Raw genomic sequence first — 19,651 nt, 5'->3', positions numbered from 1 at the left:
AGGCAGATGCCCTGGTCCGGGGCGCGGGGGTCGCTCGTATGCTCGGGTCCATGACCGATCCTCAGCGCGGACGTCCGACCACCAATGCCATGCGGCGCGCCCTCAAGCGGGCCCGCGACGGTGTCGCCCTCGACGTGACCGAGGCCGCCGTCCTGCTCCAGGCGCGGGGCGACGACCTGACGGACCTCGCCGCCTCGGCCGCCCGGGTGCGCGACGCGGGGCTGGAGGCCGCGGGGCGGCCGGGGGTGATCACGTACTCCCGCAAGGTCTTCATCCCGCTGACCCGGCTCTGCCGTGACAAGTGCCACTACTGCACCTTCGTCACCGTCCCCGGCAAGCTCCGGCGCGCGGGCCACGGGATGTTCCTGTCGCCCGACGAGGTGCTGGACATCGCCCGCGAGGGCGCGGCCATGGGGTGCAAGGAAGCCCTGTTCACGCTCGGCGACCGGCCGGAGGAACGCTGGCCCGAGGCACGGGAGTGGCTGGAGGCCGAGGGCTACGACGACACCCTCGCGTACGTGCGCGCCATGGCGATCCGGGTCCTGGAGGAGACCGGGCTGCTGCCGCACCTCAACCCCGGGGTGCTGGGCTGGACCGACCTCCAGCGCCTCAAGCCCGTCGCCCCGTCCATGGGCATGATGCTGGAGACGACCGCGACCCGGCTGTGGTCCGAGCCCGGCGGCCCGCACCACGGCTCCCCGGACAAGGAACCCGCCGTGCGCCTGCGGGTCCTGGAGGACGCCGGACGTTCCAACGTGCCGTTCACCACCGGCATCCTCATCGGCATCGGCGAGTCGTACGAGGAGCGCGCCGACTCCCTCTTCGCGCTGCGCAGGACCGCCCGCGCCTACCACGGCATCCAGGAAGTCATCGTCCAGAACTTCCGGGCCAAGCCCGACACCGCGATGCGCGGCATGCCGGACGCCGAGCTGGAGGAGCTGGCCGCCGCCATCGCCGTCGCCCGGCACGTCCTCGGCCCGTCCGCCCGCATCCAGGCCCCGCCGAACCTCGTCGACGCCGAGTACGCGCTGATCGTCGGCGCGGGCATCGACGACTGGGGCGGGGTGTCACCGCTCACCCCGGACCACGTGAACCCCGAGCGCCCCTGGCCGCACATCGACGAACTCGCCGCCCGGACCGCCGAGTCGGGCTACACGCTCCGCGAACGGCTCACCATCTACCCGGAGTTCATCAAGCGCGGCGAGCCCTGGCTCGACCCCCGTCTCCTCCCGCACGTGCGGGCGCTCGCCGACCCGGAGACCGGGCTCGCCCGCGAGGGCGCGATCCCCGCCGGGCTGCCCTGGCAGGAGCCCGACGAGGAGTTCGGCGCCACCGGCCGCACCGACCTGCACCGCACCATCGACACCGAGGGCCGCACCGGCGACCGCCGCGAGGACTTCGACGAGGTGTACGGGGACTGGGAGGCGCTGCGCGAGTCCGCCGCCCCCGGCATGGCCCCGTCCAGGATCGACACGGACGTGCGGGCCGCGCTCGGGCAGGCCGCCGACGACCCGACGAAGCTCACCGACGAACAGGCGCTCGTCCTGTTCCACGCGGAGGGCGAGGCGCTCGACGAGCTGTGCCGGATCGCGGACACCCTGCGCCGCGACGTGGTCGGCGACGACATCACGTACATCGTCACCAGGAACATCAACTTCACCAACGTCTGCTACACCGGCTGCCGCTTCTGCGCCTTCGCCCAGCGGCGCACCGACGCCGACGCGTACAGCCTCTCCCTGGACCAGGTCGCCGACCGGGCCGCGCAGGCGTGGGACGTCGGCGCGGTCGAGGTGTGCATGCAGGGCGGCATCCACCCGGACCTGCCCGGCACCGCCTACTTCGACATCGCGCGGGCGGTGAAGGAACGCGTGCCCGGCATGCACGTGCACGCCTTCTCGCCCATGGAGGTCGTCAACGGCGCCACCCGCACCGGCCTGTCCATCCGCGACTGGCTGACCGCCGCGAAGGAGGCCGGGCTCGACTCGATCCCCGGCACGGCGGCCGAGATCCTGGACGACGAGGTCCGCTGGGTCCTCACCAAGGGCAAGCTGCCGACGGCGACCTGGCTGGAGGTCATCAGGACCGCCCACGAGGTGGGCCTGCGCTCCTCGTCCACGATGATGTACGGGCACGTCGACCAGCCCCGGCACTGGCTCGGCCACCTGCGGACCCTGGCCCGGCTCCAGCAGGAGACCGGCGGCTTCACGGAGTTCGTCACGCTCCCGTTCATCCACACCAACGCCCCGATCTACCTGGCGGGCATCGCCCGGCCCGGCCCGACCGACCGCGACAACCGGGCCGTCACCGCCATGGCCCGGCTGCTGCTCCACCCGCACATCACCAACATCCAGACCAGCTGGGTCAAGCTCGGTACGCAGGGCGCGGCCGAGATGCTGCGCTCGGGCGCCAACGACCTGGGCGGCACGCTGATGGAGGAGACCATCTCCCGCATGGCCGGGTCGGGTTACGGCTCGTACCGGTCGGTCCGGGACCTCGTCGCCATCGCCGAACTGGCCGGCCGCCCGGCGAAGCCGCGCACGACGCTGTACGGGGAGGTCCCGGAGGAACGGCAGCGGGCGGCGGAGGCGTCCGACGGGCACCTCCCGGAGCTGCTGCCGCTGCTGCCGGACTGACCCGCCCCGGCGGCGGAACCGGGGACGGCCACCCGACAGGCTCTCAGGCGGTGACGGGGCGCTCGGGCGGTGACGGGCGGACGGGGGGCGCGTGGAGCCGTCCGGTGCGGGCGAGCGCGGCGACCGCGGCCGCGCACGCGGCCCCGGTCACGGCGAGCGCGGTCCACACGAGCCAGGGCGCGTGGGCGCGGGTGGCGTCCCAGAGCGCACCGAGGGCGAGGTTGCCGAGGGTGATGCCGAGGCCGGAAACGGTGTTGTAGAAGCCGTAGTGGGTGGCGACCAGCCTGTTCCCGGACAACGCCACGACGGTGTCCATCTCGAGGGGGTAGACCACCGCCCCGGCGGCGGCGAGCACGGCCACGGACACGGCGAGGGCCGCGAGGGAGCCGATCACGGACCGGGCGGGGGCGAGGGCCAGAGGCACGAACGCCGCGCCCATCGCGGCGAGCCCGACGGCCAGCGCCCGGTGGGGCGTGAAGCGCCGCCCGGCCCAGCCGGTCAGCCGCAGCTGCCCGGCCACCGCCACCGCGGCCGAGATGACGAACAGCCCGCTCGTCGCCTTCGTGCCGTCCGCGCCGAGGGCGGCGTCGGCGGCCAGCGGCAGCACCAGGTAGACCTGGAAGGTCAGCACGTAGGAGCCGATCATCGCCGCGGAGAACAGCAGGAACGGCCGGTTGGCGGCGACCTGCCGCCACTGGCTCCACACGGTCGGCGTGCCCCCGTCCCCGGCCGCCGCCCGGTGGGGGTCGGTGGCGCGGCGGTCGGGGAGCGCGCGGGCCTGGAGCACGCTGAGGGCGGCGAAGACGACCGCGGCCACGGTGCACACGGTGCGGAAGTCGGCGGCCAGCAGCGCGAGTCCGACCAGCGGCCCGAGGAGCATGCCGGCCTGGTAGTGGACGTTGAACAGGGCGAACGCGTCCACCCGGCGGTCGCCCGCCTCGGCGGCGAGGTACGCGCGCACGGCCGGGTTGAACAGGGCCCCGGCGAACCCGGTCGCCGCCGACGCCACGATCAGGGCGGGGAGGCCGTCGACCCAGCCCAGGAGGGCGAACCCACCGGTGCGCAGGACGCAGCCGACCAGGATCGGGGTCTTGTAGCCGAGGCGGTCGGCGATGGTGCCGCCGATGAGGAACATGCCCTGCTGGGAGAGGTTGCGCACGCCGAGGACCAGGCCGACCGCCCACGCCGCCATCCCCAGCCCCTCCGAGAGGTGGGCGGCGAGGTAGGGCATGAGCATGTAGAAGGCCAGGTTGATGGCGAACTGGTTCACCATCAGCAGGCGCGCGGCCGGGCCGAAGGAGCGAGTCTGTGCCAGGAACTTCCTCATCGGGCCGCTCCCGCCGGGCTCAGGTCCTCCCGGCCGGTGGTGCCGGGGCGGGTCCGGGCGACGGCCCGGCAGCGGCTCCAGCGCGTGACCACCGTCCGGGCGGGGTCGGTGATCTCGTCCGGGTCGTCGGGCGGCTCGTGGCCGAGGAGCTGGTGGGCGCGGCAGTAGTCGTCGTCGAAGACGGTGGAGACGTAGCGGTGCGGGCCGTCGGGGAAGACGGCGGCGATGCGCTGCTCGGCGGGGGACGTACGGGCGAGCCAGCGGGCGACCAGGGCGACCGCGCCGACGCTCCAGCCCCCGGTGGCGTACCAGGTGCGGGCCAGGGCACGGGCTGCCCAGACGGCTTCGGGGGCGGCGACCCAGTGGACCTCGTCGAACAGGTCGTGGGCGACGTTGCGCGGGTGGATGGACGAGCCCAGGCCGCGCATCAGCCGGGGCCCGGCGGGCTGGCCGAAGATGGTCGAGGCGCAGGTGTCCACGCCGACCACCCGCAGCGCGGGGAAGAAGGTGCGCAGCACACGGCCGATGCCCGCGGAGTGACCGCCGGTGCCGACCGCGACGACGAGGGTGTCGATCCGGCCGAGCTGGGCGACCAGTTCGTGCGCGAGGGGCCGGTAGGCGGCCGCGTTGTCGGGGTTGTGGTACTGGTCGGGGCACCACGCGCCCGGACAGCGGGCGAGCAGCTCGGCCACCTTCTCGCGGCGGGCCTGCTGCCAGCCCCCTTCCGGGTGCGGCGTGGTGACGGTGTGGATGTCGACGCCGTAGGCGCGCAGCAACCCGGCGACCTGGGCCTCCATCCCGGGGTCGGTGACCAGCGAGACGGGATGGCCGTAGGTGATGCCGGCCAGGGCCAGACCGAGGCCGAGGGTGCCGGAGGTGGACTCGACGATCCGGGCGCCGGGCGGCAGCGCCCCGCGTTCCCGGGCGGCGGCCACCATGTACAGGGCGGTGCGGTCCTTGATGCCGCCCGGGTTGTGGCCCTCCAGCTTGGCCCAGAAGCCGCGCCCGGCGGAGGAGAACGGCTCGCCCACCCACAGCACGGGCGTGTCGCCCACCAGGGCGGACGGATGGGCGGCCGACCGCGCCGAGGCGGCGAGCAGCCGGGCGGGGGAGACGGGGGCGGGGGAGAGGGAAGCGGGCGCGGGGTCGAGTACGTGGTTCGGTGCGTGATGGTTCATCGGTGACGGTTCTCCCACCGCCGTCGACGGCGGACGGCCGGAGCGGCACGGCGAGAAGCCGGTGCGGTACGGCGGACGGCCGGAGCGGCGGTGTACGGGTGAGGTGGGACATGGCACGGTTCGCCGCCGTCCCGGCACCCGAGGCGGACGCCTCGGGCAACCGGTGCGACGGGTCCGGTCAGTTCCGCCAGACCTGCAGCTCCGCCCGCCGCCCACCACCGGGCGACGGCACCTCGGCCGTCCGGACCGGCGGGGCGCGCCCCGTGGCCACGGACACCACCGCTTCGGTGTGCGGCGGTTCCTGCTGGGGCGTCAGCTCCTTGTCCCCGCCGGGCTGCGCCCACGTCGGCTCGTCGAGACCGGCGCACTGCCCTGGCCCCTGATGCTCTCCGCCGCAGGGACCCGGTGCGTCGGGTGCGTGCCCGGCCGCCGCCCGCGGGGCGGCGTGCGCGGCGGGTGAAGCGTGCGAGGCGTGCGGGGCGGTGTCCGTCACGGCGAGGAGGTCGGTCCGGCCGGGGCCGTCGACCAGTGGGCCGTGGGCGCAGGCCACCACGTGGATCAGCGCGACGAGCACCAGGGCGAGCCACGGCCACCGGGCCGCGGCCCGACGTGACCCGGGCTCCGCGCTGATCCTCACTCACGTAACGTATCCGCACCGCTACATAAAGTTCCTGTCAGCGGTGCGTCGCGTCGCGTCGTGCCGTGCTGCTCCGTGGCGCGGTGCTCAGTTGTCGAACCAGACGACGAGGCGGACGTTCTCGGGGCCGTGGCGCTTGGCGAGGGTGCGCATCACCGTCCACACGTCGCCCCACTGGCCGTCGGGCACCGCCTGCCGCCGGCTGAGGCGTGCGATGCGGAAGAGCCGGTCGCCGTCGAGCCACTCGGTGCCCTCGGGCCAGTGCTCGCCGGCCCACATGGCGGTCCGCGCATCGGTCCCGATGAGTTCGGCCAGGCGCTCCGACGAGGTGCCGCAGCCCTTCCAGGCCCACTGGCCGTCGGGCCCGCGACGGTACTCGAACGCCGAGGGGTGCGGTTCCAGCTCCGCCGGTTCGTCCCAGTCCACCGCGGCCAGTTCCGCCCAGCTGATCCACGACGGGCTGTGGGAGTCGTCGCGCTCCTCCGCGAAGGCGCGGGCGACCGCCCGCGAGGCGTCGGCCGGGAAGCCCCGCCTCGCCGCCAGCGGATCGAACGATGCGTCCCGTACCCCGAAGAGGCAGCCGAAGGAGAAGTAGTTCCGGCCCATGAAGAAATGGTCCAGGTTCCCGACGGGGTGCCAGCGGACATCGGGTCCGTCGTCGTCGGGTTCGGAGGTGTCGACGCAGTCGTTCCTGACCTCGATGTGGCCGTGGATGTCCGTTCCCATGGCGGGGATTCTGGCCGAGGGGGTCCGTGCGGCGCGAACGAATTCGGGGCCGGGGCGGGGCCGGACGTGGTCGGGTCAGCCGGGGCCGGGCAGGCCGGGTTCGGGGCAGCCGGTACTGGTTCGTTTCGGTCCGGGCCGGTCCGGTCCGGGGCCGTCCGCGGGCAGGAAGTCGCCCTCGTACGGGACGCCGGTGAGCGCGGCGTCGACCCGGTCCCGGATGTAGCCGCCGGTCATCGGGCAGTCGAGGGCCCGGTCGGTGCGGCAGCCGAGCATGTGGTCGAGGACCGCCACCGCGCGGTTCAGCTTCTCGATCCGCAGGAGCATCGCGTCCCGCTGCCCGGCGATGAGCGCGAGGCGGTCCACGGCCTTCTCGCTGTCGGCGACGGCACCCGTCTCCGCGAGGGTCAGCATCCCGTCGTCGTGCCAGAGCTGGACGTAGGCGAGCCGGGCGAGGTCCTCGCGGCTGTAGTACCGGACGCGGCCCCGGCGCACGCTGTGCCGGACGAGTCCGCGCTCCTCGTAGAACCGCAGGGTCGGGACGGTGAGCCCGAACGCGGCGGCGACCTCGCTGATCGAGTACAGGTCCTCCACCGGGCACCTCCACCGCCTCGGCCGCCCCCGCGGCACTTGCGCTCAAGCTTACTTGAGCGTGAACGCTGAAGGGGTCGCCCACCCCTGGAAGGTCCCCGTGCCCGTGCCCCTCCCCCCGCCCGCCGTCCGGCCCCCCGGTGCGCCCGCCCCGGCCCCGCGGCGCCCCTCCCCCCGCGAACCGTCCCCCACCGCCTCGGCCGTGCTTCTCGTGACCGGCTTCGTCCTGCTGAGCCTGAACACCCGGGTGGCGTTCGGGCAGCTCGGCCCGCTCGCGCCCGTGGCCGGTCTCGGGACCGGGGCCGTCACCCTGCTCGGCCTGCTGCCGCCGCTCTGCATGGGGGCCTTCGCCCCGTTCGTGCCGCTGGTGCGGCGGCGGCTCGGCGAGGAGCGCGGCCTGTTCGCGGCGAGCGTCCTGCTGCTCGTCGGCGCGGTCGTGCGCGTGCTGGGAATGCCCGGCCTCCTCGTCGGCACCGCCCTGGTCGGTGTGGCCACGGCCGTGGTGAACGTACTGATACCCGTGTTCGTGCGCAGCCGGTTCGCCCCGCGCAGGGTCGGCGTCATGATGGGTGTTTACGCACTGTCGATGGGGGCCGGTTCGGCGCTCGTCGCGGCGCTGATGGTGCCGGTGTGGCGGGCGGGCGGGCACGCGTGGGAGCCCGCCATCGGCGTCGCCGTGATCCCGGCCGCCCTCGCGGCACTCGGCATCGCCCCCCAACTGCGCTACGGGAAAAGGGATGTGGGGCCGGAACGGGTTCGGGTCCGGGTGCGGGCGCGCGTCCTCGGCGGCGGTGGCGGGGGCATCGGCGGTGGCGACCGGGGTCTCGCGTGGAGCCTGATCGTCTTCTTCGGCCTGCAGACCCTGCTCTTCTACACCACCCTCGCCTGGCTGCCCGCGATCCTCGTTGACTCCGGGGTCGCCGAGGGGACGGCCGGGACGATGCAGTCGCTGTTCATCGTCGGCGTCGCGGTCGGCGGCTTCCTCACCCCGGTCCTGGCCGCGGCCCGCACCGACCAGCGCCCCCACCTCCTCGCGGTGATCCTGGTCTGCGCGTCCGGGTACGCGGGCCTGCTCGCCGCCCCCGCGGACGCCCCCGCGCTCTGGTCGTTCGTGCTCGGCGCGGGCCTCGGCGGCGGCCAGGCGGTGACCGGGGTCCTGTACGTGAAACGGGGCCGGGACCACGACCACGTCGCCGCGCTGTCCACGGCGGCGCAGACCGGCGGCTACCTGCTCGCCGCCGCCGGACCGGTCGCCGCGGCCGCGCTGCACACCGCCACGGGCGGCTGGACCGTGCCCCTGCTCGTCCTCGCGGGCGTGCTGCTGCCGAGCGCCGCGACGAGCCTGCGCGCGGGCCACGACCGGCCGGGGCGGGACTGACCCGGACCGCCGTGCGCCCGGTCGCGGGCCGGGCGTACGACGGTCCGGGGCGGAAGCGGGCGCTGGCAGACTGGGGGCATGCCTCCGACCGGTCCGCGCCGCCTGTCCCTCCAGGAGATCGTCGACGGGCACCGACGTGCCGCCTTCGTCGGCCGGGAGGACGAACTCGCCCTGTTCCGTGCCAACTTCGAGGTGCCCCCGGAGGACCCGCGGCACCGCTTCGTGTTCCACGTCAGGGGGAACGCGGGGGTCGGCAAGACGTCCCTCGTACGCGAATGGGAGCGGGCCGCCCGGGAGTCGGGCGCGCTGGCCGCGTGGGTCGACGACGCGGCCGAGTCGATACCCGAGGTACTGGCCTCGGTGGCCGCGCAGTTCGCCGGGCAGGGACACCCGCTCAAGGCGCTGGACCGGCTGCTCACCACGTACCGGCGGCAGCTCCACGAGACGACCGCGGTCCCCGCCGACGGAGAACCCTCCCCGGGCGCCCTGGCCGCGTCGCAGGCCGGGCTGATGGTGGCCGGGACGATACCCGTGCTGGGGGCGCTGGCCGGGGGCCTCGACCCGGCGACGGTGGCCCGGGGCGCGGGGGGACTGCGCGCGGTCTTCGGCGGGCGGGCCCGGCAGGAGGAGGAGGCGAGGCTGTCGGCGGAACCGGTACAGGTCCTCACCCCCGTGTTCGTCGCCGAACTGGAGCGGGTCGCGGACACCGTCCCCTGGGTGACGCTGTTCCTGGACACCTACGAGCGCACCGCCCCGGTGCTCGACGGCTGGCTGACCGACCTGCTCACCCCGCACCGCTACGGGAACCTCCCCGCGAACCTCGTCCTCACCCTCGCCGGGCAGCGCCGCCTCGACCCCGTGCGCTGGTCCGGGTACGGGCGGCTGCTGGCGGACGTACCGCTGGCCCCGTTCACCGAGCGGGAGTCGCGCCGACTCCTCACCGGCAGAGGGGTGCTGGACGAGACCGCCGTACGGGAGGTGCTGCGGCTCTCCGGCGGGCTGCCGGTCCTGGTGTCCACGCTCGCCGCGAACCCGGGCGCGTTCGAGGACGCGAACGCGACGGCCGTCGAGCGGTTCCTCGCGGCGGAGAGCGACCCCGGGCGGCGCGCGGCGGCCCTGGCGTGCGCCCTGCCCCGGCGGCTGGACGAGGACCTGGTCGCCGTGGCGGCACCGGACGCCGGCCCCGGACTCCACGACTGGCTGAACGAACTGCCCTTCGTCGCCGGGCGGTACACCGGCCGGGCCAGGTACCACGACGTGGTCCGCGCCCCGATGCTCAGGCTGGAGCGCACCGCCTCGCCCCGCCGCTGGGCCGAGGCGCACGAGCGCCTGGCCGGGGCCTTCGCCGACCGCCGGGACCGGGCGGCCGAGGGCGTGGCCCCGGACCGGCTCTGGATCGAGGAGCCCTGGCGCGAGGCGGCCCTCGACGCGCTGTACCACCGGCTCTGCGCCCACCCGCGCTCCGCGCTCCCCGACGCCCTGCGCGCCGGGATCGACGCCTGCGGGCAGGACCCGGTGGCCGCCCGGCACTGGGCGCGCACCCTCGCGGAGGCGGGCGAGGACACCGACAGCGCCGTACTGCGCGACTGGGGGCGGGACCTGCTGACCGCGCTGACCGACCACGGGCCGCGCGTCGCCGCCGCCCTCGGGCTGCTGCTGACCCGCGCCGAACTGACCGACACCGACCGGGCGGCCGCCCTCGTGACGCGGGCCTGGGACCACTACCGGGCCGGCGGGGCCGAGGCGGCGCTGTCCGACCACGGGCGGGCCGTCGCGATGGACCCGCGCAACGCCCGGGCGTTCCAGGGGCGGGCCGTCGTGCTGCGGGCGCTCGGCCGGTACGAGGAGGCCCTGGCCGACCTGGACCGGGCCGAGGGGCTCGCGCCCGACTGGGCCCGGTCGGTGCGGGAGCGGGGCGAGACCTACCGGCGGATGGGGCGGCTGGAGGAGGCCCTGACGGTGCTGGACCGGGCGCACGCCATGGACCCGGCCGACGCCGTGCCGCTCGGCAGCCGGGGCCTGGTGCGGCACCGGCTCGGCCGGCACGAGGAGGCGCTCGACGACTTCGACCGGGCGATCGCCCTGCGGCCGGAGTACCGCTGGGCGCTCGTCCGCCGTGCCCGGGTCCGTTCCGTCCTGGGCGACCACGTGGGCGCCCTGGCCGACCTGGACCGGGCCGAGGAACTGGTACCGGGGCGGGCCGGAACGGCGGGGGAGCGGGGCGAGGTGTACCGGGCGACGGGACGTCACGAGGAGGCCGTCGCCGAGTACGGCCGGGCGCTCGCCCTGGACCCGGACTACGCCTGGGCGCTGGGCAGCCGGGCGCTCGCGTACGAACAGTTGGGCCGCACCCGGGACGCGCTGGCCGACCTGGACCGGGCGCTGGAGATCGACCCGCAGTACGCGTGGGCGCGCGAGCAGCGGAACCGGCTGACCGGCGGGACCGGCGGGACCGGCTGAACAGCCGGTCGGCCGACCGGCCGGCCGGGGTGTGGTCCGGCCCGTACGCCTCCGCCCCTGCCCACGCCTGTGTCCATGCCCGTGTCCACCGGTCAAAAACGACCTGCGGGACGTCCGTCCACATACCCACGCGTACTCGTTTCCGGCCCCACGACCCACCGTTCCTGTTCGATTACAGTGCTGCGAAGTCGCGGTCGGTCCGACGGGGAAGAGGGGCGCGGTGACCACAGGAACCACGGCTGTCTGGGGCCGTGCCGAGCAGCAGGACTTCCGCAGCCGGGTGCGCGGGGCGCTGCTGTGCGGGGCCGTCGGCGACGCGCTCGGGGCCGGGGTGAGCGACCTCACGCTGGAGGAGATCCGGGAGGCCCACGGCGCCGAGGCCGTCACCGACCTCGTGCCCGTGCACGGCGCGCGCGGCACCGTCACCGCCATCACCCAGCTCACCCTGTTCACCGTCGACGGCCTCGTCCGGGCCCAGGTCCGCCGCGACATCGGGGCCTGGCACCCGCCCACCGACGTGCACCGCGCCCATCTGCGCTGGGCGGCCACGCAGCACGACTGGGGGCCCGACGAGCGCCGCACGGAGGACGGCTGGCTCGCCCGGCAGGAGTGGCTGTACGCCCGCCGGAACCCCGCCCGGGAATGCCTCACCGGCTTCGGCGACGCCACCATGGGCACGCTCGACCAGCCCAAGAACCCCACCGCCCGGGACTCGGCGGCCCTCACCCGGTCCGCGCCGTTCGGACTGCTCGTCGGCTGGGAGCCCGAACTCGTCCTCCAGCTCGCCGTCGAGTGCGCCGCCCAGACCCACGGCCATCCCGTGGCCCTGCTCTCCGCGGGGGCCTTCGCCGTCATGGTGCACGCGCTGACCCGGGGCGAGACCCTGGACGGCGCCGTCCAGCACGCGATGGCCCTGCTCGCCGGGAAGCCCGGCCACGAACCGGTCTCCGAGGCGCTGAAGCAGGCCCTCGGCACCGTGCGCCAGGGCATCCCGGGCCCGGCCCTGATCGAGTCGCTGGGCGACACGGACTCGGCCGAGGAGGTGCTCGCCGTCGCCGTGTACTGCGCGCTGGTCAGCGAGGACGTACGGCACGGGCTGCGGCTGGCGGTCAACCACGGCGGGCCGTCCGCCGCAACCGGGGCCCTGTGCGGGGCGCTGCTCGGCGCGCTGCACGGCGAGACCGCGCTGCCGCCCGCCTGGCTCGTCGAACTGGAGGGCCGGGCCACCCTGCTGGAGCTCGCCGACGACTTCGCCATGGAGATGACCCAGGGCCCGGCCCTGCACGGCCCCTCCGCCGCCGCCCCCGGCTGGCTGGCCCGCTACCCGCGCGGCTGAGGCCCGCGGGAGAGGCGGGGGCGGGGAAGAGACCGGGGTGCGGACGTGGATGCCGCCGCGTCCGCACCCCTTCACACGTGTCCGCCCCGGCCCGTCCGGCCGGGGCTACCGCATCACTTCACCGGCGTTGACCAGCAGGGACTGCCCGGTGATCGCCCGCGCCCGGTCCGACGCCAGGAACACGGCGGCCTCCGCGACGTCACCGTCCGTGGCCGGTTCGGGCAGCGCCATGCGCTCGGTGAGCCCGCTCAGCACCTCGGCCTCGCTCGTCCCCTCGGCGCGCGCCGTGGACCGTACGTACGCCTGCACCGGCGGGCCCCACATCCAGCCCGGCAGCACCGTGTTGACCCGGATGCGGCGCGGGCCGAACTCCCGCGCCATGGAGTACATCGCCGAGGTGAGCGCCCCCTTCGACGCCGCGTACGCCGCCTGCCGCACCCGGGACGGAGCGGCCACCGAGGACTGCGTACCGATGATCACCACCGAGCCGCCCCGCTCCTTGAGACCGGGCAGGCAGGCGCGGGTCATCCGCAGCGTGCCGAGCAGGTTGACGTCGAGCACCGACCGCCAGACGGCGAGGTCGGCGTCCTCGACCCCGCCGAAGTGACTGTCCAGGGCGGCGACATGGACCACCGCGTCGAGCCGTCCGAACCGTTCCAGCGCCAGCGCGGCGAGCGCCCCGCACTGCGCCTCGTCCGTGATGTCGGTGGCCAGATGGGCGGTGTGCCGGCCCCCGGGGTCGATCCGGGCGGCCGATCCGGCGAGATGCGCGGCGGTGCGCGCGCCGAGCACCGCGTTCCCGCCCTCCCGCACGACCGCCGCAGCGACCCGGTGCCCGAGTCCGGGCCCCACCCCGGACACGACGACGGTTTTCCCCACGAGCGACATCGGCGGCCTCCGGATACCGGTGGTTCTGCACCCTGGCAGTTTTTCTGACGGTGCGTCAGAGTAGGGCGTCGCCGCCGAGCACGGAAGGGGAACGGCATGAGCGACGAGACGCGGAGCGCCGTCTACGGCGAACTGGCAGCGCTGGGGCCGTACGGGGTCCGGCCCGGCCACGCGCTGATCACCCTGGTCGAACCGCACCCGGGCCACGAGTACGCGTACAACCGCTGGTACGAGGACGACCACTACTACGCGGGTGCGATGGCGATGCCCTGGATGTTCGCCGGGCGCCGCTGGGTGGCCACCCGCGAACTGCGGGACCTGCGCTACCCGGAGCGCTCCGCGGTCGCGGAGCCGGTCGGGGCCGGCTGCTACCTGTCCACGTACTGGGTGACGGAGGGGCGCTACGACGACCACATGAGGTGGACCGTCGGCATCAACAAGCGGCTCGACCGGGACGACCGCGTCCACCGGGACCGCACCCATGTGTTCACATCGTTCCAGCACCACGAGGCGACGGTCTACCGGGACGGCGCCGAGGGGCCCCGGGACTTCCACGCCCTGGACCACCCCTACCGCGGGCTGGCCCTCGAAGTGATCGACGCCGAAGGGCCGGAGCAGCGGGCCGAGTTGCTCGAATGGCTGTGCTCGCGGCATCTGCCGGAGCGGCTGGAGGGCTCCCCGGCGGCGATGGTGACCGTCTTCCGTCCGACGCCGCTGCCCGGCGACCGTATGGCCTATGTGCGGCAGGTGGAGGGCGTCGACACCCGGCTGACCCTGCTGTGGTTCCTCCAGGAGGAGCCGGGGGAGTGCTGGGCCGGGCACTTCGCCGGACTCGACGCGGCGGTCGCGGAATCCGGCCTGGGGCGGGTGGAGCTGGTGGCGCCGTTCATACCGACGGTGCCGGGAACCGATCTGTACGTCGACCGGCTGCGCTGAGCGACGAGCGCCGGGGGTTTTCCCGCGGGCCCTCCCGCACGACTTCCCGCAGGCCCTCCCGCGCGACTTCCCGCGGTGTTTCCCGTGCGAATTCCCGCGGGGCGGGCATCGAGCCCCCTCGGCCAGGACGGCGGACCAGTCGAGAGGGCTGACGACAACACCGGAAAGGCGCTGTGATGCGAACGCGCGAATTCATCGGTCAGGCGTCGACGGCACCCTTGCCGACGTCACGCACGAATGCGTTCCACGCGGCGGGGACGAACGTGATCGAGGGGCCTTCGGGGGCCTTCGAGTCGCGTACGTCAATTGCCTGCACGAGAGGGGACTTGACTTCGACGCAGGCGCCGTTGCCCCCGGAATACGAGGACTTCGTCCACTTGTCCGTAGCACCCTGACGAATGGCCATGTTCACTCCGGTTCAAAGAGTCGCGTGAATGACACCGGCGGAGTTCCGTCGGTGTTCCGTTTGGCGTGATCGACGCTACTCGTCACGCCACTTGGGCGAAGGGGGCGTTCACTCGACCGGGTGGTATGTGTTCTGCTCGTCTTCCGCTACGGGTGAGGGGCGGTGTATTCTCCCGCCGCCCCCTCCCGTAACATCACTGCATTTCCCGCATTACGGACTTCGCGGGGCGTTCGGGCTGTCCGGAATTCATGTGCCGGAGGGCCCGATGTGTTTCTCTTCCGCACGGCTTGTTCGCGCTGTTCGTGTCGTTCGCGCCGTTCGGCCGTGCGGATAGGCGCATGTCCCGGTCACGCGCCGTGGAGTTCGACGTACTGCTTCACGATTTCGGCGATGAAGTGCCGGGTCTGTTCCACATTCAGCGCCTGCGCGCGCAGGTGCTCGTACATGACGCTGTACCGCTGGACGTCGTTCGCCTTCTCCAGATAGAGGTCGCTGGTGACGCCCTCGATGTAGACGACGCTGGAGTCCGCGGCGTCCGGGAATTCCAGAATGGCGTACTGGCCGTTGATGCCGGGGTGCGCGCCCATCTCGAACGGCAGCACCTGCACGGTCACGTGCGGCAGCCGGGAGAGTTCGATCAGTTGCTCCAACTGCTCGATCATCACCTGCTTGCTGCCGACCAGCCGGCGCAGCGCGGACTCGTCGATCACCGCCCACAGCCGCAGCGGGTGTTCCAGGTCGGTGATCCGGTCCTGACGGCGGGCCCGGACGCTCACGCGCTTGTCGATGTCGCTCGGCGGGGCTTCCGGCAGCGCGCCGTTGATCAGCGCCTCGGCGTAGCTCCGGGTCTGCAACAGGCCCGGGACCACCTGGGGTTCGTACACCCGCAGCGACTCCGCGTCGGTCTCCAGGCCGATGTAGACGCTGTACGGGATGTCGCCGAAGGCGTGCCACCAGCCCTGCTGGCGGGAGTCCTTGGCCATCTGCATGAGCGAGTCGACGATGCGGTGGTCCGCGACCTCGTACACCCCGCAGAGGTCGCGGACATCGCGCTGGCTGATGGAACGGCGGCCGTTCTCCAGGCGGCTGATCTTCGACTGCGACACCAGCAGTCGCTCCGCCACCTCCTCGGCCGTCATGCCCTTGAGCTCGCGCAGTCGGCGCAATTCCTGGCCCAATCGGCGTCGCCTGACGGTGGGATTGACGTTGGACGGCACGGAAACGGCACCTCCGGCTATGTAGCTGTGCGTATCTACTGCTGAGCAGATTGCCACCACTCGCCCCGGCCGCGCTGGGAAATGGACACACGCACGCGCGCGGGGCAGCCGATGTCTCGGCTGCCCCGCGCTTGGTGCGGCTCCCGGACCGGGTCTCGGGGACGACGGTGCGGCGGTATTCGATTGGTGCCGTGGTGCGGCGACGCCGTGGTGCCGTGGCGTCATGTGGTGCGGTGTGCTGCGGTGCCGGCGCGTCGGTGCGGTCCTAGTGGGCCGCGGTGTGCGCCATGCTGCCGCGGCGGGACTGCGACTGCACTTGCGGTTGCAACGGGACTCCGGCCGCCTGGTTGCGGCGCGGCTGTGCGACCGCCCCGTTCTGGACGTCCATCACGGCGTGCGCCACGAGACCGCCCATCGGGTCGTGCCTGATCAGGTCCCGGAGCCGGGAGCGCGATGAACGCCCCTCGTTCCCGGGATACAGGTGCTTGCCGAGTCCGACCGCGTGGGCCAGCGCGGCGAGCGCCGCGGTCCGCGGGTCCGGCGGTACACCGGTGCGGATCGCACTGTCCAGCCTGGTTCTGATGTCCCGGCTGATTGCCGTGTCCGTCGCCTGGTAGCGAGTCGTCGGCAGCACTCCGCACATCTGGCCCGCCACGGCATGCACCATGCCGCACCGCTCCAGATGAGCGAGGTAGATCTGACGCAGCCCCAGTCGGGGCCCGCCGATCCAGTGGACCGCCCGAACCGGGCTGCCGCGTCGGCGCAGCAGTTCCAGTGCGGAGTCCAGAGTCGGATCTCCTGTCGGCCGTGGCATCACCACGGCGATACGATCCCCGTCAGGGGCTATCCGTCCTGCCAGAGCCAGCTCCACTAGCTGCGCCCCGGCGAGGCCGAGGTCGAGCGACTGCGGCTGCGCTGTGGTACCCGTGGTCGGGTCCAGAGCGAGCAGCAGAAGCTCCTCCGGAATTGTTCTGCGGCTCCTGCCCATCCATGCCTCCCCGCGTGGATGAATGACAGGGTGACCCCTCTCACATTGGTCTGTCGAGAGTGCCTGGGTGCTTTGTATGGGAACCAGTAGGTATGTCGTTCTCGTCTTGCAGCCGGGCCGGTGGTTCACACAGGACACTGGTAGATGGTTTCGGACAGCGCGGGGGGTGTCCCCCGTGCCGCATGTAGGAGGCATCGGTGGCGGGCGAGTCCCCCGACAAGTCGGAGCAGCAGAAGTCGTCGGGAACGGCTCGGAGCGAAAGCGATCCGCGGCTTGCCGTCTTCCGTGAACCGTCCGTGAAGGACGGGACCGAGGGAGGAACGGACACGGCGACGGCCGTGTTCCGCGCGGGAGCGCTCGCCGGGGCCGACGACGAGGGTGAGGGTGCCAGCGGCACCGACGGGTCCGACGCCGCCGGGGCGGACACGGCCACGGCCGTCTTCCGTACGCGGCCGGTCGAGGACGGCGAGGGCCGCGAGGACGCGGAGGGCCGCGAGGACGCGGAGGGCCGCGAGGACGCGGAGGAGCCCGGCGCGACCGGCGCCGATTCCGACGCCGACGAGCCCGAGGGCTCCGAGGGCCCTGAGAGTGCCCCGGATGCCGATGTGGCGGAGGGTGCCGGAAAGGGTGCCGGAGGCCGGGAGGGGGCCTCTGGGGCCCCTGAAGGCGTGGATGAGGGCGCGGCCGGGGCTGCGGATGAAGACGGAGACGCCGACGCGGCCGATTCCGACGCCGATGAGCCCGGTTCCGACGCCGACGCGGTGAACGAGCCCGCGAAGGAGGCGGCGGAAACCGTCACCGAGGAATCGGAGGGCGCCGAGAGTGGCTCGAAGGCTTCGGAGGACTCCGAGGGCTCCGGGGCCGACGAGTCCGGGGAGTCCACCGAGCCCGGGGAGGGCGACGCGCGACTGCGCGCGGCCGTCGCCGCGTGGGTGACCGAGGACGGCGACGAGGAGGAGGCGGCGAAGGGCGGCACCCCGGAGCCTGCCGAGTCCGAGTCCGATGACAAGGCGGACAAGGCGGACGAGGTGGACGGGGCGAAGGCCGACGCGTCCGGGTCCGCCGCCGACGCGGCTGACGAGAAGACGTCTGCCGACGCCGACGTGAAGACCGAGAAGGACACGAAGGCCGAGAAGGCCGCAGGCGCTGCCGAGTCTGAGTCCGGGGCCGGGTCCGACGCGGACGCCAAGGACGGCGAGGACGGCGAAGGCGACAAGGCCGCCAAGGATGCCAAGAACGCCAAGGACGGCGCCAAGGACGACGACGCCGACGGCGACGACAAGAGCGGGATCGACCAGCCGACGGCCATCTTCAGGGCGCCCGCCGCGGCCCGGGTCGACCAGCCGACGACCGCGCTGAAGGTCATCTCGCCCGACTCGAAGCAGGCGTCGGAGCCCGCTTCGAAGCCCGAGTCCTCCGCCGAGCGGACCAGCAAGTTCGTACCCCTGCGCGGGGACGACGCACGACCCGCGCCGGCGCCGCGCGGGTCCGGGACGCCCGCCGCCGCGACGCCCGCCACCGCGACGCCCGGCACACCGCCCCCCGCCTCGCTGAGCACCGCCGAGCGGACCACGCAGCAGCCGATGCCGCCGAAGCCGCCGCTCGACCTGCTGGCCGAGCTGACGAACACGCCGCCGCCGCCGGAGACGCCGGTCCGCACCGCCGTCCGCAGGGTCAAGATCTGGACCCCGCTGGTACTGCTCCTGCTGATCGTCTTTGCGATCGTGCAGATGATGCGCCCGCTCCCGGACCCCGAGCTCCGGATGTCGGCGAAGGACACGTACACCTTCAAGGGCGACAAGCCGTCCCTGCCGTGGCCCGACGAGGGCCAGGGCTACATGGCGGCGACCGGGCTGGGCCCGGTGGGCTCGTTCGGAGAGCAGAAGGCCGTGCCGATCGGCAGTGTGGCCAAGGCGATGACCGCGTACATCGTGCTCAAGGACCACCCGCTGAAGAAGGGCGAGAAGGGTCCCAAGATCAAGGTCGACGCCAAGGGGGAGTCGGACGGCAGGCTGGACGCGGAGGGTGAGTCGACGCTCAACACCGTGAAGGAGGGCGACACGCTCACCGAGCAGGAGGCGCTCTCCGCGATCATGATCCCCTCCGCGAACAACATCGCGCGGCTGCTGGCGCGCTGGGACGCGGGCTCCGAGGAGGCGTTCGTCAAGAAGATGAACGAGACCGCCAAGGAACTCGGCATGAAGAACACCACCTACACCGACCCGTCCGGGCTCAACGCGACCACGGTCAGCTCGGCCGAGGACCAGGTGAAGCTCGGCGAGAAGCTGGTGGAGATCCCGGCGCTGATGGACATCACGAAGCTGCCGTCGTGGACCGACCCGTCGGGCAAGAACTGGCGCAACTACAACACCCTCGTGCCCTACAACGGCGCGCTCGGCATCAAGACCGGTTCCACCAGCAAGGCGGGCGGGAACCTGCTCTTCGCCGCCCACAAGATGGTCGGCGACACCGACCAGCTGATCGTCGGCGCCGTGCTGGGCCAGCACCAGCCGCCCATCATCGACACGGTCAACGCGGTCAGCAAGGAAGTGATGACCGCGACGCAGGACCTGTTGGAGAACGCCCAGGTCGTGAAGAAGGGCGACGTCGTCGGCACCGTCTCTGACGGGATGGGCGGCAGCGTCCCGGTCGTCGCGACCAAGGACGTGTCCGCGGTCGGCTGGGCCGGACTCACCGTCCGGATGGAGCTGACCGACGGCGGCAGGACGATCCCGCACGCGGCCAAGGCCGGCACCCACGTCGGCACGCTCACCGTGGGCGAGGGGACCAGCCAGGTCAAGGTGGCCGTCGCGCTGCAGAACGACCTCGTGGAACCGTCGTTCGGGGCCAAGCTGACCCGGATCGGCTGACCCGGACCGGCCGCTCCCGAGCGGCCGGCCGGACCACCCACCGGCGGCCCCGAAGCACCGTGCCCCGCGACGCGCAGGCGTCG

General features: G+C 73.5%; 15 protein-coding genes. 6 read left to right on the top strand and 9 right to left on the bottom strand.

Annotated features, from left to right (window positions below; translation table 11 throughout):
• Window positions 1-50 precede the first annotated feature (50 nt).
• A complete protein-coding gene (locus ABZZ04_RS07460) occupies window positions 51-2,633 on the top strand; it encodes a bifunctional FO biosynthesis protein CofGH (protein ID WP_356931225.1) in 2,583 nt (860 codons plus the stop codon).
• Between the two features lie 43 nt (window positions 2,634-2,676).
• Here the strand turns inward: ABZZ04_RS07460 and ABZZ04_RS07455 are convergent, their stop codons facing one another.
• The 5 genes from ABZZ04_RS07455 to ABZZ04_RS07435 all read right to left on the bottom strand — a co-directional run bounded on the left by ABZZ04_RS07455 (window position 2,677) and on the right by ABZZ04_RS07435 (window position 7,092).
• A complete protein-coding gene (locus ABZZ04_RS07455) occupies window positions 2,677-3,960 on the bottom strand; it encodes an MFS transporter (RefSeq protein ID WP_356931224.1) in 1,284 nt (427 codons plus the stop codon).
• A complete protein-coding gene (locus ABZZ04_RS07450; protein WP_356931223.1) occupies window positions 3,957-5,138 on the bottom strand; it encodes a PLP-dependent cysteine synthase family protein in 1,182 nt (393 codons plus the stop codon). The genes ABZZ04_RS07455 and ABZZ04_RS07450 overlap by 4 nt, the downstream gene beginning before the upstream one ends.
• A gap of 178 nt (window positions 5,139-5,316) precedes the next feature.
• On the bottom strand, window positions 5,317-5,775 hold the full coding sequence (locus ABZZ04_RS07445; protein ID WP_356931222.1) for a hypothetical protein: 459 nt from the start codon (window positions 5,773-5,775) through the stop codon (window positions 5,317-5,319).
• Window positions 5,776-5,862: 87 nt separating this feature from the next.
• Entirely contained in the window at window positions 5,863-6,501 is a 639-nt protein-coding gene (locus tag ABZZ04_RS07440; RefSeq protein ID WP_356931221.1) for a hypothetical protein, read from the bottom strand.
• 75 nt (window positions 6,502-6,576) lie between these two features.
• Complete coding sequence (locus ABZZ04_RS07435) at window positions 6,577-7,092, bottom strand: MerR family transcriptional regulator (protein ID WP_356931220.1); 516 nt, start codon at window positions 7,090-7,092, stop codon at window positions 6,577-6,579.
• A gap of 199 nt (window positions 7,093-7,291) precedes the next feature.
• Here ABZZ04_RS07435 and ABZZ04_RS07430 point away from each other — a divergent pair, with 199 nt between their 5' ends.
• The 3 genes from ABZZ04_RS07430 (at window position 7,292) to ABZZ04_RS07420 (ending at window position 12,263) form a co-directional block, all read left to right on the top strand.
• The gene (locus ABZZ04_RS07430; RefSeq protein WP_356931219.1) at window positions 7,292-8,467 is read left to right on the top strand and encodes an MFS transporter; all 1,176 of its coding nucleotides are present in this window, start codon (window positions 7,292-7,294) and stop codon (window positions 8,465-8,467) included.
• 78 nt (window positions 8,468-8,545) lie between these two features.
• Window positions 8,546-10,927 (top strand): tetratricopeptide repeat protein, encoded by a 2,382-nt coding sequence (locus tag ABZZ04_RS07425; RefSeq protein WP_356931218.1) that lies wholly within the window; start codon window positions 8,546-8,548, stop codon window positions 10,925-10,927.
• Window positions 10,928-11,147: 220 nt separating this feature from the next.
• Complete coding sequence (locus ABZZ04_RS07420) at window positions 11,148-12,263, top strand: ADP-ribosylglycohydrolase family protein (RefSeq protein WP_356931217.1); 1,116 nt, start codon at window positions 11,148-11,150, stop codon at window positions 12,261-12,263.
• 105 nt (window positions 12,264-12,368) lie between these two features.
• Here ABZZ04_RS07420 and ABZZ04_RS07415 read toward each other — a convergent pair whose 3' ends face one another.
• Window positions 12,369-13,151: an SDR family oxidoreductase gene (locus ABZZ04_RS07415; RefSeq protein ID WP_356931216.1), complete on the bottom strand. Its 783-nt coding sequence runs from the start codon at window positions 13,149-13,151 to the stop codon at window positions 12,369-12,371.
• 96 nt (window positions 13,152-13,247) lie between these two features.
• Here ABZZ04_RS07415 and ABZZ04_RS07410 point away from each other — a divergent pair, with 96 nt between their 5' ends.
• Window positions 13,248-14,087, top strand: coding sequence for a hypothetical protein (locus ABZZ04_RS07410; RefSeq protein ID WP_356931215.1), 840 nt, complete (start codon window positions 13,248-13,250; stop codon window positions 14,085-14,087).
• Window positions 14,088-14,286: 199 nt separating this feature from the next.
• Here ABZZ04_RS07410 and ABZZ04_RS07405 read toward each other — a convergent pair whose 3' ends face one another.
• The 3 genes from ABZZ04_RS07405 to ABZZ04_RS07395 form a co-directional block, all read right to left on the bottom strand.
• On the bottom strand, window positions 14,287-14,493 hold the full coding sequence (locus tag ABZZ04_RS07405) for a DUF397 domain-containing protein (protein ID WP_148836628.1): 207 nt from the start codon (window positions 14,491-14,493) through the stop codon (window positions 14,287-14,289).
• A gap of 347 nt (window positions 14,494-14,840) precedes the next feature.
• On the bottom strand, window positions 14,841-15,710 hold the full coding sequence (locus tag ABZZ04_RS07400) for a helix-turn-helix transcriptional regulator (RefSeq protein ID WP_356931214.1): 870 nt from the start codon (window positions 15,708-15,710) through the stop codon (window positions 14,841-14,843).
• A gap of 265 nt (window positions 15,711-15,975) precedes the next feature.
• Entirely contained in the window at window positions 15,976-16,698 is a 723-nt protein-coding gene (locus ABZZ04_RS07395) for a GPP34 family phosphoprotein (RefSeq protein WP_093540017.1), read from the bottom strand.
• A gap of 197 nt (window positions 16,699-16,895) precedes the next feature.
• On the opposite strand from ABZZ04_RS07395, the gene ABZZ04_RS07390 reads away from it, so the two are divergent.
• Entirely contained in the window at window positions 16,896-19,568 is a 2,673-nt protein-coding gene (locus tag ABZZ04_RS07390; protein WP_356931213.1) for a hypothetical protein, read from the top strand.
• The last annotated feature ends 83 nt before the right edge of the window (window positions 19,569-19,651 follow it).

Origin of the sequence: Streptomyces sp. NPDC006435 (genome assembly GCF_040612315.1) — a bacterium.
Lineage (GTDB): Bacteria > Actinomycetota > Actinomycetes > Streptomycetales > Streptomycetaceae > Streptomyces.
This window is presented reverse-complemented; position numbering and strand designations above follow the sequence as displayed.